Below are 14,162 nucleotides of genomic sequence, written 5' to 3'. Positions count from 1 at the left end.
CAAAATTCAGGTGCTCCCGCTTTTAGTACTTGGGTTTGCCGAAAATACGGCTCACGACATTCACGACCAGCACGATCATCACCAGCACCAGCGAGGCCGCCCACGCGAGTTCAAGCTGATTGTCGAAAGGCATGCCGGAGAAGTTGTAGATCAGCACGGCCAACGAGGCTGTCGGGTTCATGACGGCCAGGTTGCCGTCGTGGTAGATCCAGTAGTTGCTGAACAGCGCAGTGAACAGCAATGGTGCGGTTTCGCCCGCAGCGCGCGCCACGGCCAGCATGACGCCGGTCAGGATCGCCGGCAGGCCGGTAGGCAAGACGATCTTCCAGATCACCTGCGAACGGGTGCAGCCCATACCGTAGGCAGCGTCCTTCATGATCTTGGGCACCATGCGCATCGACTCTTCGGCCGTCAGCACCACGATTGGCAGCATCAGCACGGCCAGCGCCACGCCACCTGCCGGTGCCGAGTAGGTTCCGGTAGTCATCACCACCAGTGCGTAGGCAAACACCCCGGCCAGAATGGACGGCAAGCCGGTGAGCATCTTGGCGGCAAAGCGCGCAGCGCTCGCCAGTTTGCTGTCAGGCCCCAGTTCCGCAAGAAAGACGGCGGCCAGAATACCGACCGGCACGGCGATCGCCGCCGCAATGCCGACCATCACCAGGGTGCCGGCCATGGCGTTGCCGAAGCCGCCGCCGGTCTCGAAACCGGTCGGCGGCAATTCGGTGAAGAGCTCCAGGCTCAGGCGCGCACCGCCTCGGGTGATCAGCATATACAGCACGGAGATCAACGGTACGCTGGCCAGCAGCGCGCCGAACCAGACCAGCGTGGTCAAGACCAAGCTGCGCAGGGCGCGGCCTTCGAAGCGGCGCTGCAGGCTGGGCAGCGCGGCGGCAGGCGTGGTGAGGTTGGTCATTGTTTGGTCCCCCGCTGGGCGTAGAGCATGAGCATCGAACCCGCCACGTTGACCAGCAGCGTGATGAACATCAGCACCAGCGCCGCGTACATCAACACCTCGATCTCGTTGGGCCCGGCCTCGGGAAAGTTCAGCGCCAGCAAGGCCGCCAGGGTATTGGCCGGTGCAAACAGGGACAGGGAAATGTTGTTTGCGTTACCCACCAGCATCGCCAGGGCCATGGTTTCCCCCAGGGCGCGGCCGAGGCCCAGCACCAGGGAGCCGAAGATACCGGTGGCGGCCGACGGCACCATCACCTTGAGAATCGCTTCCCAGTGCGTCGTGCCCATGCCGTAGGCGGCCTGTTTGGTTTTCATCGGCACCGCGGTGAGCGCGTCCTGGGACACTGCGGCAATGGTCGGCAGGATCATGATCGCCAACACCAGCGCGGCCGGCAGCAGGCCCGGCCCGCTCAGGGATGTACCGAAAAAGGGAATCCAGCCAAGTTCCGTGTTCAGCCACGCCGTCAGCGGGCGGATGGCGGGGATGACCACGTAGATGCCCCACAGGCCGTACACCACGCTGGGGATCGCCGCGAGCAATTCGACGATGGTGCGAAACACCGCAGCCAGCTTGGCGGGAAGGAAATCCTGGGTGAGAAAAATCGCCATGCTGACGCCAAAAAAGCCGGCGATCATCAACGCGATAAAAGCACTGTACAGCGTGCCCCAAATCGCCGGCAGAATGCCGTACTTGCCTTGGTTGACATCCCAGACGCTGCCCAGCAGCACGTCAAAACCGTGCTTTTCCATGCCTGGAAGGGCCTTGCGCCCTACTTCGAACACCAGTGCGAAGACCAGCGCCAGCACCAGCACCACGCCGATGCGTGCAAGCGCACGGAACGTGCGATCCATCACGAAGTCCTTGGTGGACGGTGGCTGGCACGCAGAGTCCGGGTTACCCGGTACGACAAAAGGTGTGTTCATGGGTTAATTCCGAAACAGGGAAGAAGTGCTCCCGGCATGGCTGACTGCCCATCCCGGAAGCGACCTGGCACGCCTTACTGAATGTTGGCGGAGGCTTTGCGCACCTGCTCGACTACCGAAGGCGGCAGCGGGATGTAGCCCATGGAATCAGCGATTTTCTGCCCTTCGGTCAGGCTGTACTCGACCATTTCACGCATGGCCTTGGCCTTGGCCGGGTTGCCGTTGTCCTTGCGGAAAATCATCCAGGTGTAGGACGTGATCGGGTAGGACTTGGCACCGTCCGGGTCCGGCAGCCAGGCCACCAGGCTTTCCGGCATCTTCACCGCAGCCAGTGCTTCTGCACCGCTTTCGGCGTTGGGCACAACGTACTGGCCGGCCTTGTTCTGCAATTGGGCGAAGTCAACCTTGGCCAGTTTGGCGAAACCGTATTCGATGTAGCCAATCGCACCAGGGGTCTGGCGTACGGTGGCGGTCACACCGTCGTTCTTGGGCGACTTGATGAACTTGTCGGTGGCCGGCCAGTTGACGGTGTTGCCTTCACCCAATGCTTCCTTGAAGCCAGGGTTGATCGCCGCCAGGTGCTTGGTGAATACCGCGGTGGTGCCACTCGAATCCGCACGCACCACGACGGTGATAGGCGTAGCCGGCAGCTTCAGGTCCGGGTTGGCGGCAACGATCTTGGGATCGTTCCACTGGGTAATCTTGCCCAGGAAGATATCGGAGTACACATCGCGCGGCAGCTTCAGGCCCTTCGGATTGCCCGGCAGATTGTAGGCCAACACGATTTCACCGGCGGTCATCGGCAGCAGTTGCACGCCCTCGGCAACCTTGGCGATGTCTTCGTCTTTCATCGCGGAGTCACTGGCGGCGAAGTCGACGGTTTTGTTCAGGAAGTCCTGCACACCCGCCCCGCTCCCCTTGGACTGGTAGTCAACCGTGACGCCCGCGCTTTTCTTGCTGAAATCCTTGAACCAGGTGAGGTAGATCGGGGCCGGGAAACTGGCACCGGAACCGGTCAGGCGGATGCTTTCGGCAGCAAACACCGAAGTGGCGCTCAGAGAAACCGCAACGGCGAGTGCAGCAGACTTCATCAAGCTTTTCATTCAGGAACTCCGTGGTGTAATTTCGGGCTCCCGGGACTGTGCAGCAGCTTTGTTACAATTTTATGAAAAATGGATGGCGGGCGCGTTTTTGCCCTCTTACCGCCTGAAACGGCGGAGTGTTCAAGGCAAAACAGCTGATTTGAGTGAATGGCCCAGTAGACGCCTGTAGAAGTCAAACGCCTCACGAGCACCTTCCTCGGCTTGCAGATCTTGCTCCAGGGTCAATGTCAGCCCGTCGACCAACGTGGTGAAGGCTCGCCAGTGAGCACCCCGTCCGAGTGGGTGGGCTGAGAGATGGCGAGCTCCGTACTCGCTTCCCAACTGCAGGCGCTGCGCTTGTTTCAGCAGGAACGCAGCACCGAGGTTTGAGCCTTCACAACAGTAGAGCCATCCCAACGCCTGCCAGGGCGACGTAATGGGAGCATGCGGTGGATGAGGCGGGATACAGACGCCCAGGTCCCCCATGTCGGTTTCGATTTCAGGCAAGCGGCTCAATGCGCTAAGGCCAGGCAGCCATGCGTTCAGCGTTGGGTCAGCATAAACACGGTGCAGGGCGCCATGAAAATGATGCTGGACACCGAGAAAACCCGAGTAGCGCGAAACGCTGTCAAAAGGCCGGGCGGCCATGACCAGTTCGTCAACCTGGGCATGGGACGTCACGGTCGCAGCCTTAAGCCGACGCACACGTGAAGGCTCCACTCTATCGAACTCACCTGAGAAACTGTTCATGGCATTCTTCTTTAAAGGCGATCCTGCAGCGCACCTGTGAAGCAGCTCACGGTCATTGCCGGGAATGGGGATAAGCTAGCGCTGGATTTCATCAGTCGGCGCAAGGAGAGGTACTTGATCCCGGGCGATGATCAGTTCGCTCATCGCGGCGTCCAGTTGCTCCAGACTGATAGGCTTTGCAAGACAACGCCGGTGTGTCCACTCGGCGGGCATTCCCTGGCGCCCATAGCCGGAACAGAAAAAAAATGGAATGCCTCGTTGTGCTATTTCGCAAGCAATCGGGAAAGAGCTGCCTCCGATGATATTGATGTCCAGGATCGCGAGGTCGTACTCCCCCTCTTTCGCATACGCGAGCCCCTCGCCCAGCGCGCTGGCATGAAAGGCCGTCGCGTAACCCAGCTCGTCGAGCATGTCCTCCATCAATATTGCGAGCATCGTCTCGTCTTCGACGATGAAAACGTGTGGGGACGTGATGATCGGCACGGGCTTCGAAATCATGGATGCGTCACCGTCGGCTCAAACCAGGGGATTGATATCGAGCAATGCAGGCCGGCACTTGAAAACGTCACCTCTGCCCTGCCTTTAAGCTCTCGTTCAATGCTGCGGCGAATCAGTCGAAAGCCAGTACTGTCGGCGGTGCTCGCATGGCCGGGTGCCCCTGCGCTCTCAATCCAGTCAATCGTGAGTACATGCGGGAGGCAGGAACGATCCAGCAAAGCGCTCACCGTCACCTGGCCGCCGGGTAAGGCCAGCGCCCCATGCTGGACAGCGTTAGCCATCAGTTCGTGCAGCACCATCGACAGAGCGAGTGAGATACGGGGTTCCAAGGCTGCATTGTCGCCAACGAATGCCACCCTGCCTGCAGCGTTGCTCGACTCGCGAATTTGCGCGACCAGATCGACTAGTTCAGTTGACTGCCATTCGGCACGCGCGAGCGCATCATGCGCGCGGCTGAAAGCAAATATCCGGGCATCGAAGCTTTTACGAAACGACTCTATCGAATCTGAACTGTTGGCCGTCAGTGACGCGAATGCCTGCACCGTGGACAGGGCATTTTTGACTCGGTGATTTAACTCGTTGAGCAGTGCGGTACGCGCAGTGCGGTCATCCATTTGCTGGCGCTCCAACTTAATGGCTATGGACTTGGCCAACCGCTGAGTTGTGCCGTTTCGCTTGAGAAAGGGTGTGTCACCTGCAAGGTGGGTGCCGAGGTAGGCTGGCAGGCTGAACGTGAACACGCTGCCGGCACCGGGTTCGCTCGTCACCGTCAACAAGCCACCATGCGCAGCGATAATGCCCTGTGAGATATAAAGCCCCAACCCATTTCCGTGGGGGTTGTCCTCCTTGATCGACCAGTATCGCTGGAAGATGTACGCGAGGTTTTCCGGCGCTATACCCGCCCCATTGTCTTTCACATTGATCAACACATCGCTGCCATGGCTGACCGCGTCAATGTCGATCTTGCCACCTTGAGGCGTGAATTTGATCGCGTTGACTACCAGGTTGGACAGCACCTGGAAAATCCGTTCCGAATCAGCATTAATCATCAGTCCAGGCGCCGCAGTGCAGTTGAGCTCTATGTCTTTTTCCGTCGTTAAGGTGACGAGCAGATTGCACGCCTCCTCAAGCAGGTTGACGACATTCAACGGACGACAATCCAACTGATAACGACCGGCATCGACCTTGGCCGTGTCCAGCAAGTCTTCCAACAGGCTGCTCATGCGCGTCGTAGCGTTCTCGATGGTACCCAGAGCACGGCGAATATGGCGGTTTTCACCCGAGTCATCCTTGCTGGCCCAGCGTTTCATCAGCCCGCATTGCATAATGATGATTGACATCGGGTTACGCAGGTCGTGAGAGACCACCGCAACCAGCTCATCGCGAAGGCGCACGGCCTCCTGCTCACGATGCACTTGACGCTCCAGATCCGACTCCAGGGCCGAACGGCGAATATCCTCAGCCGCATACAAATCACCTATGGACCAGGGCTGCGCCAAGCCGGTGACTTGTTCTTCCCACACATCGAAAGACTGCCTGGGGTGCAGTCGGTGGGTTGCCGAACCAACGGGGCCGGGGCTCAAATGCCGCGTGGGGTCACCACTCCAGTTCATTGTGGATGTCAGCTGCGGCCTGAACCACATCACCGCATTGTCTACCGGCTTGGGCAGGATAAAGGCGATCACACCGCTGACAACCTCGCGATAAGCGGCGCTGGGCAAGTGGTCTGCCTGTATCGAATTGGAATGAAAAATTCCCAGGCCTTGCAGCCCCCTCGCCTGTTCTTTTGCCCGTTGCTGTTCGAGGCCCGAATCACGAATCCAGGCATGCAACGCTTTAACCTCATTTGGCGATGGGCATTGACCAAACAGGTGGAGACGGTCCTCAATCAGAACCGCAGCGCCCTCAGCGTGGGTAAGCGCTTGAAGTAGATCGGGGGTACCGACCAACCCCTCCAGAACCCCGTGTTCATCGCAACTCATCGCGACCGCCAACTGCCCAAGCATGACGACTTTTTCTTCGCGCTCCTGCTGGATCAGCGAGGCGACTATTGCGGCAATTTTTGCCGATAACAACTGCCCGATAAGCACACAGGCTTCCCTTACTTCCCTTGGCACGAGCAAGGGTGATGGATGACCACACGCAATCAACCCCCACAGCTCTCGATTATCGAGAAGAGAGATACTCATGGACGATCGAACGCCCATATTTTTAAGGTACTCACAATGCACGGGGGAAACGCTGCGTAGTGTTGACAGACTCAAATCGAGTGGCCGATGGTTGTCCGGCCTCAAAACCGGTATCAACGGCACGGGAATATACGCGGCATCAGGAATAACCCGGATCCAGTTCAAGCGGTATAACGCTCGAGCCTGCGCCGGAATGTCGGAACTTGGGAAGTTCAAACCCAGGTAGCTCGGCAACGTGCCCGATAATGCCTGGGCCACGACCTTTCCGTGCCCCTGCGGTTCGAAGCGGTAGATCATCACCCTGTCGTACCCGGTCAGCGCCTGGATTTCATGCACACTGATGTCGTATAGCGTTTCCAGCGTCGTAGCGGCTTGAAGGTTGCGCAGCACGCGCGTGACCAACTTGGCCTGCTCATGCACAGGTTCTACGAAGGGTTCCAATTCGACAATCAGGACATCGTCGATTCGGTGGAAGGAGGCGTTGTAATCTGCAACGCCAATGCTGAGAACGACAGAATCATTCTCAGGTCCGCGCGGATTCAAAAACGCGAGTGTTACAAGCTGGGCCTGCGCTGACGAGACCAGCGCTGACAGGGGTCTACCCAGTAACTGACTGCTCTTGAGTCCCAACACTGTCTCGCAGTTAGCACTGATTTGTTCAATACACAGCTGCTCACCGCGCAGCGCGAGTAACAGGCCATGAGGCTGTATGGCTCCAGGGATGCGAATCGGCTCAGAGGCGCAGTTCGCGAGAGCAGCTTCCAGGGCGGCCTCGGGCTCTACGTTTTGCATGTGACCCGTCATGGCCCGCTTCCTGAATGTTTCATGCGGAAACAGCAATACGCTGCTCACGTTGTCGCAGTGCAAATAAGAAGGAAAAAACACTCGCTCAGTCTCAGCCAGGCACAGTGCAAAGTGGCCAGCAATGGCGCGGGTGGCAGGTGCAGATGCCAGCGATGAGGGGGCCGGCAGACGTTCGAAGCTAAGGCACGATGAAGTTGGGCAGAACTGATTGCCGACTCATCGTCACCATAGCAGGGTTGGGTATTTGCACACGGATCATTTTTTCAGCAAGCAGTGGAGGCATCAAGGGTAGTCCCCGAGGTGCTCGTCAGCGTCAACGAGAAAATCGGGAGCCACTCGATCAATTCCTGAAGCCTTGGCGGGCGCCGACGTGAGGCGCGCTCATTTGCCGCCCGTCACGTCAAGGAAGGTGCCGGTCACGAACGACGCTTCGGCGCCGGCCAGCCAGAGAATGGCCTGTGCCACTTCCTCCGGTTGGCCGCCGCGCCCCATGGGAATCGAGTCTTTAACGCGATCGACGCGGCCCGGCTCGCCGCCGCTGGCGTGCATGTCGGTGTAGATGTGCCCCGGGCGAACACAGTTGACGCGTATGCCCTCGCGCGCCACTTCCTTGGAAAGCCCGATGGTAAACGTCTCCAGGGCGCCTTTTGATGCGGCATAGTCGATGTATTCGTTGGGACTGCCCAGGCGTGCGGCGCCGGAAGAGACATTGATCACCACCCCGCCAGCCCCGTTGTGCCGGTAAGCCATGCGCTTGATCGCCTGCTGGGCGCAGAGCATGGGGCCGATGGCATTGACCGCAAAGATGCGCTGCATGCGTTCATGGCCAAGATCCTCCAGGCGCGACTGGGTCGCCAGCACCCCGGCGTTATTGACCAGGACATCAATGCGCCCGAAGGTGCGGTCGATGGCCGCGAACAACTGCGCGACCTGTTCGGGGTCGGCGCTGTCGGCCTGCACGGCCAGGGCCCTGCGCCCCGCTGCCTGCACATCCGCCACCACCGCCAGCGCCGCCGGTTCGTTGGCCACGTAGCTGATCGCGACGTCATAGCCCCTGGCGGCGGCCAGTCGAGCGGTGGCTGCACCCACGCCGCGACTGCCTCCGGTGATCAGGATCAGGGGTGCCTGTGTGACTTTGTCCATTTGAATGACCTCCTGCGTTGTTGGCTGTATCAGCCGATGATGAGGATGCCGGCTACGATCACGACACAGGCCAGGATGCGGCGCAGGGTGAGCGTCTCGCCGAGAAACAGGTAACCGATCAACAGCGCAAACAGCACGCTGGTTTCGCGCAATGCCGACACCGCGCCCAGGGGCGCTTCGTTCATGGCGTAGATAACGATTGCATAGGCCAGCAAGGAGACCAACCCGCCGAGCGCGGCGGTCAACAGGCCGGGCCGCACACTGAACAAGCTGCGGGCATCGCGCAGGCCGATGTACACCAGCGGCATCAGCACGCCCCACAAGGCGCACATCCACACAGTGTAAGCCAGCGGCGCGCCGGAGAGCCTGGCACCGATGCCATCGACAACGCTGTAGGCCGCGATGAAGCAGCCGGTGCCCAGCGCATAGGGCAGGCTGGGAACCGACAGGCTGCGCCCCTTGAAAGCCAGCGAAATGATCCCGCCAGAGACCAGCGCGATACCCAGCAACTGGCCGGGTGCGATGCGCTCGCCGGCAAACACGGCGGCCCCCAGGGTGATCAGCGCAGGCGATGATCCACGCGAAATCGGATAGACCTGCCCCAGGTCACCGACCCGATAGCTGCGCACCAGAAACAGGTTGTAGCCCACATGCAGTAACGCCGAGAGCAGCGCATACCCCCAGCTCTCACTGGCGGGTACTGGCATGAATGCTGCGGCGACGCTGCAGGTGATGGCGATGGCAATGCACATCACCGTCATCGACCACAGCCGGTCGGCACCGCCACGCAGCAGCGCATTCCAGCTGGCGTGCAGGAGCGCGGCGAAAAGAACCAGGCAAACAAGATGAATAGGCATGCGCCATCTTAGGCAGCCCGGCACCGGAACGACAGCGAAGTTTGCTCATCGCAGCATGAACGAATACTCATGCCCTATTGAGCCGCCTGTTGCACTTTCAGTGCCTCGCCCATCAACCATTGTCGCAAGTTGAGAATGTGCGGCTGTGCCTCGATGCCCTTGGGGCAGACGAAATAGTAGGCCAGCGGCGATGGGAACGGCACATCGAACAGCCGTACCAGACGGCCATCGCTGATTTCGTTTTCCACGTGGCCGCTGCGCACCAACGCTACGCCCTGGCCGAGCAACGCGGCTTCGACCGTCATGTTGCTGTCGCCGAACCTGACACTTTCCCTGAGCGGTGAAAACGCCAGCCCGACGGACTGGAACCAGGCCTCCCATTTCGGCACCAGCTCGGCGCCATCGCGGGTCAGCAGCGGCAAACGCAACAACTCGGCCGGATCACGCGGGGTTCCGAGGCGTTGCAACAAGTCGGGGCTGGCCACCGGAAACACCTGCTCGCCGAACAGAAACTCCGAGTACAGACCGGGATAACTGCCCTTGCCCAGCCGAATCGCGACATCGGCCTGGCCCTGCGCGAAGTGGATGATCTTGTCGGTGGTGTCCAGCGAGACCAGCAGCTCGGGGTGCTGACGGGCCAGGCTCGGCAGGCGCGGCAACAGCCATTTGAGTGCGAACGAATAGGTGCTGCTGACGCTGAGTCGCACCCGGCCTTTTTGCTCGCGCAGATCGCCCAGGGTCGCCTCCAGGCTGATGAAGAATTCGCGCACGATAGGCGCCAGCGTAGCCCCCGCCGCCGTGAGGCGCAGCGGTTGACCGCGTTCAAACAGCTGCAGCCCCCACAGCGTTTCCAGGTGCTTGAGCTGATGGCTGACCGCGCTCTGGCTCACATGCAGTTCCTGGGCGGCGGCCGTAAAGGTCGGATGCCGCGTGGCGGCTTCAAATGCGCGCAAGGTGGCGGTCGGCGGCAGGTCTCTCATAGGCAGGGTCTCGGCGAGTGGGCAGGAACAGGCAGGGCATGAACTCAGGCTCATGTTACGCCGAGTCAGCCCTACACCGGAAACTGCGCCCTGATCAGCGTGCCACCCTCGGCCAGGTTGCTGGCGGTCATGGCGCCGCCATGGGCCTGGCAGATCGCCCTGGCGATGGACAAGCCCAGCCCGCTGCCGCCCGAGTAACGCGCCCGGGAGCGTTCCGCCCGCCAGAAGCGATCAAATACGCTGTCCAGGTGCTGTGCCTCGATACCCGGGCCGCGATCGCCGATTTCAATCACGATCAGGTCTTGAACCTGGCACGCCATGATATTCAACTCACCGCCGCCTGCCGCATAACGCAACAGGTTATCAACCAGAATGTTGATGACCTGCCCGAGGCGATCGCGATCGGCATGCACGCGCAGTCCATCGGCCATAGTAATCTGCGTGCGAACACCGGCCTGATCCAACTGCGGCTCAAACCAGGCCAACCGTTCGGCCACCAGCGCCATCAGGGGAAAATCGCTGCGCTCGAGCACCAACCGGCCAGCCCGGGCCATCGACAGCAGGTGCAGATCATCCACCAGTTTGCTCAACTGATCGAGCTGACGCTTGACCATGCCCAACTGCGCGGCATCGCTGGGAAACACCTCGTCGAGCATACCCTGCACGCGCCCCATGGCGGCATTCAGCGGCGTGCGCAGTTCGTGGGCAATGACCGCGCTGGACTCGCGCACATCACGCTCATAGCGCTCCAGTTGGGTGCTCATGCTGTTGAAGTCGCCGACCAGCCGTTGCAACTCGTCGGGTGCATCGCGATGGACCGGCAGGCGCGTCAGGAAATCCCCGCCGGCGACGCGCCTGGCGCCCTGGGCAATCGTCGAAAACTGACTGGACAAGGGCCGCGAAAACCACAGGCCGCAGGCAATGATGATGGGGATGGCGGCCAGCACCAGGCCAACCAGTACCAGCCAGTCCTGATTGGCGATGGCCGGCTGGAAATAGTCCAGCGGGTAGTACTGGGCCACCAATTGACGCAAGCGCGCCTCGTTGAGTCCTGGGTCGGCGCGCAGTTGCTGAAGCTCTTCGCGCAGCCCCGGCGGCAGGTGCTGCACAAAATCCCGATCCGACAGCGTGATGTTGAGCCACATGCACACCGAGATCACCACCACGGCGCCGATCGCCAGCAGGCTCATGCGCATGCCGATCCAGCGCCACAGCGGTTTGTCGTTGTTCAGCGATTTATCCGGCATGGGTTTATCCAACATGGTGTTTACCTGAACCGATAGCCAATGGAACGCACCGTCACCAGCACCCCGGCGATGCCATGGGTTTCCAGCTTGCGGCGCAGGTTGTGCACATGGGTATCGACGACACGGGCCAGGGCTTCGCTTTCCGGCAGGCAGATTTCCAGCAGCTCGTCACGGGTGAAGGCTTTGGACGGAGTCTGGAGCAACGTCACCAGCAGCTTGAATTCCGTCGGCGTCAGCTCCAGCCATTGCGGTGGTGCATCGCCCTGCTCGATGGCTGCGGTAAAAGCGTCAAGATCCACCCGCAGGTTCTCATGGCGCAACAGGTGTGCCACCGGCTGGTGGCCGGTGGTGCGTCGCAGCACCGCCTGTACCCTCGCCACCACTTCACGCGGGCTGTAGGGCTTGACCACATAATCGTCTGCGCCGTAGCGCAAGGCGCCAAGCTTTTCCGGTTCGTCGCCCATGGCCGTGACCATGATCACCGGCGTGTCACTGCTGCGGCGCACGGCGGACAACACCTCGGTGCCACTCAAGCGCGGCAGCATCACGTCGAGCAATATCAGGTCGGGCTGCCAGCTTTTGTGCAGGTCGAGACCGCGCTGACCGTCTTCGGCCAGGGCCACCTCATAGCCATCCCGGCGCAGATAGGCTTCGAGAATGCTGGCGCTGTCGGCGTCGTCTTCGACAATGAGGATACGTTTTCCTGACACAAAGAAGCCTCTTGATGAAACCTTGATAATTTACGAATGGTTTATTGAAAGTCCGCTGCCAGGATTGCCCTGTGCCCGACTTTCGCGAACCGATCCTATGCTCACCACCGCACCGCTGTCCAAGCCTATCCACTCGCCTGAAAGGCTCCATGCAAGCGCCAGCCTTTTCATCCCTGGGGCCGAGCGTGGCCCTGTTCGTACGGCTGTCTACGCCGGATAGAGTTGGACACACGATGATTTCTTTCAAGCACCTCTGCACAATGGCCGTGCTGCTCGGCGCGCTGTCGACAAGCATCGACAGCCAAGCCTCCTCCCCCCGGCCCGCCGATGCATTCGTCCATCCGGGCCTGCTCCAGACCCAGGCGGACTTCACGCGAATACGCGAAAAACTGGCCAACCAGAACGCGCCATGGCTGGCCGGCTGGCAAAAGCTGATCGCCAATCCACATGCATCATTGGCCTGGCAGACCGATCCGGTGCCCGTGGTGTACCGCACTTCAGATGGCTTGAATAACGACAGCACACTGTTCAACGACGCCGCCGCAGCCTATGCACTGGCCCTGCGCTGGCAGATCTCGCAAGACCCCGCCTATGCCGACAAGGCCGTGGGCATTTTGAACCAGTGGTCTTCCACACTCACCGCGATCAAGGGCGAGCCCGACAAGTCCCTGGCGGCAGGCTTGGCCGGTTATCAACTGGCCAACGCGGCCGAATTGCTGCGCAGCTACCCGAAGTGGCAGGTGACGGACTTTCATCGATTTCAGGGCATGTTGCTCAGCGCGTTCTATCCCATCAATCATGACTTCCTGCTGCGTCACGAGGGGAGCCCGCCTGATCGTCATGGGGCTCACTGGGACCTGGCCAACATGAACTCGATACTGGCCATCGGCGTACTGACGGATCGCCGCGACCTCTACAACGAGGCCGTCGACTACTTCAAGCACGGCAGCGGTAACGGCGCCATCGAACACGCGGTCTGGAAGCTCCACGGCAATGGCCTGGGTCAAGTCCAGGAAAGCGGGCGTGACCAGGCACACGCCCTGCTCGACATCGCCCTGCTCGGCAGTTTCTGCCAGATGGCCTGGAGCCAGGGCGACGACCTGTTCGGCTACCAGAACAACCGCGTACTGCTGGGCGCCGAGTACGTGGCCCAGTACAACCTGGGCCACGATGTTCCGTTTACCCCTGTGCTCGATCGCAGGTTCAACCAGAGGGTCATCTCGCCCAACCATCGGGGCGAAATCCGCCCGATATGGGAGCTGCTCTACAACCATTACGTCGTGGGCAAAAGCCTCAGCGCGCCGAATGTGAAAGCCATGGCCAATAAGATCCAGGTGGAAGGTGGCGGCGGCGATTATGGCCGAGACAGCGGCGGTTACGAGCAACTGGGGTATGGAACATTGCTGTATTCGTTGGGCGAATATGGCGTGTCAGACGCTGAATTGGTGCCGTAAGAAACGCCGGGGCCGAACGGCCCGGATCGTGGCTATGCATAGCGGTCAACGGTAACCACGATGCGAAGCGAGTCGCTCTTGATCTGCTTTTGATCTCAGGCGCCCCGTCAAACCACGCTGGCCGAACGCAGGCTTGAATCCGTGGGTAACCCGGCAGGACGCCGGGTTAGCCGCACTGGGCCATGGATGGCCCATTGCGGCGGCCCACGGATTCAAGCCTTCGATCGGGCACACCGAGCCTAGGCGAGGTGCCGAGTGGTGGGGCAAGAGCGTTTTGCTTACTTTTACGCTTTTCAAAAGTGAGCCGCTGTAAAAGCGGAACCCATAGCAGCCGTTACCGCAGAAACGGATATGTACTCGGTCCAATCCAGCATCCTGGTCGGCCCAGAGGCCGCCATCGGGGGCAAGCCCCCTCCCACATTCTCACCAGGCTCGGCACAAGATACCGGTCGGCTCCAAGGCCGCCGCGCTTTTGCTTTTGATCCTAGGCGCCCCGTTAAACCACGCTGGCCGAACGCAGGCTTGAATCCGTGGGCAACCCGGCAGGACGCCGGGTTAGCCGCACTG

12 protein-coding genes are annotated in these 14,162 nt (G+C 60.6%); 1 reads left to right on the top strand and 11 read right to left on the bottom strand.

Going from position 1 to position 14,162, the window contains the following annotated elements; all coding sequences use genetic code 11:
- Positions 1-22 precede the first annotated feature (22 nt).
- From pstA to BFQ00_RS26945, 11 genes are all read right to left on the bottom strand, one after another.
- Positions 23-916: a phosphate ABC transporter permease PstA gene (gene pstA / locus BFQ00_RS26995; protein ID WP_065888297.1), complete on the bottom strand. Its 894-nt coding sequence runs from the start codon at positions 914-916 to the stop codon at positions 23-25.
- Entirely contained in the window at positions 913-1,881 is a 969-nt protein-coding gene (pstC, locus tag BFQ00_RS26990) for a phosphate ABC transporter permease subunit PstC (protein ID WP_065888296.1), read from the bottom strand. Before pstC ends, pstA begins: the two co-directional genes overlap by 4 nt.
- A 74-nt stretch (positions 1,882-1,955) precedes the next feature.
- The gene (gene pstS, locus BFQ00_RS26985; protein ID WP_057725519.1) at positions 1,956-2,984 is read right to left on the bottom strand and encodes a phosphate ABC transporter substrate-binding protein PstS; all 1,029 of its coding nucleotides are present in this window, start codon (positions 2,982-2,984) and stop codon (positions 1,956-1,958) included.
- Positions 2,985-3,104: 120 nt separating this feature from the next.
- Entirely contained in the window at positions 3,105-3,713 is a 609-nt protein-coding gene (locus tag BFQ00_RS26980; protein WP_065935260.1) for a biliverdin-producing heme oxygenase, read from the bottom strand.
- A gap of 75 nt (positions 3,714-3,788) precedes the next feature.
- On the bottom strand, positions 3,789-4,211 hold the full coding sequence (locus BFQ00_RS26975) for a response regulator (protein ID WP_065935259.1): 423 nt from the start codon (positions 4,209-4,211) through the stop codon (positions 3,789-3,791).
- Positions 4,208-7,204, bottom strand: a complete 2,997-nt coding sequence (locus BFQ00_RS26970; RefSeq protein ID WP_065935258.1) for an ATP-binding protein — start codon at positions 7,202-7,204, stop codon at positions 4,208-4,210. The genes BFQ00_RS26975 and BFQ00_RS26970 overlap by 4 nt, the downstream gene beginning before the upstream one ends.
- 381 nt (positions 7,205-7,585) lie before the next feature.
- A complete protein-coding gene (locus BFQ00_RS26965) occupies positions 7,586-8,347 on the bottom strand; it encodes an SDR family oxidoreductase (RefSeq protein ID WP_065935257.1) in 762 nt (253 codons plus the stop codon).
- Positions 8,348-8,376: 29 nt separating this feature from the next.
- The gene (locus tag BFQ00_RS26960) at positions 8,377-9,204 is read right to left on the bottom strand and encodes a DMT family transporter (RefSeq protein ID WP_065935256.1); all 828 of its coding nucleotides are present in this window, start codon (positions 9,202-9,204) and stop codon (positions 8,377-8,379) included.
- Positions 9,205-9,278: 74 nt separating this feature from the next.
- Positions 9,279-10,184 carry a LysR substrate-binding domain-containing protein gene (locus BFQ00_RS26955; protein WP_065935255.1) on the bottom strand — a complete coding sequence of 302 codons (906 nt, stop codon included), beginning with the start codon at positions 10,182-10,184 and terminating at the stop codon, positions 9,279-9,281.
- A gap of 71 nt (positions 10,185-10,255) precedes the next feature.
- Positions 10,256-11,431 (bottom strand): sensor histidine kinase, encoded by a 1,176-nt coding sequence (locus tag BFQ00_RS26950; RefSeq protein WP_065935322.1) that lies wholly within the window; start codon positions 11,429-11,431, stop codon positions 10,256-10,258.
- A 20-nt stretch (positions 11,432-11,451) separates the two neighbouring features.
- Complete coding sequence (locus BFQ00_RS26945) at positions 11,452-12,141, bottom strand: response regulator (RefSeq protein ID WP_065935254.1); 690 nt, start codon at positions 12,139-12,141, stop codon at positions 11,452-11,454.
- A 233-nt stretch (positions 12,142-12,374) separates the two neighbouring features.
- Between BFQ00_RS26945 and BFQ00_RS26940 the strand changes: the two genes are divergently transcribed.
- Positions 12,375-13,595, top strand: a complete 1,221-nt coding sequence (locus tag BFQ00_RS26940; RefSeq protein ID WP_065935253.1) for an alginate lyase family protein — start codon at positions 12,375-12,377, stop codon at positions 13,593-13,595.
- Positions 13,596-14,162: the final 567 nt, after the last annotated feature.

It is taken from the genome of Pseudomonas sp. 28 E 9 (assembly GCF_900004785.1).
Taxonomy (GTDB): Bacteria; Pseudomonadota; Gammaproteobacteria; order Pseudomonadales; family Pseudomonadaceae; genus Aquipseudomonas; species Aquipseudomonas orientalis_A.
This window is presented reverse-complemented; position numbering and strand designations above follow the sequence as displayed.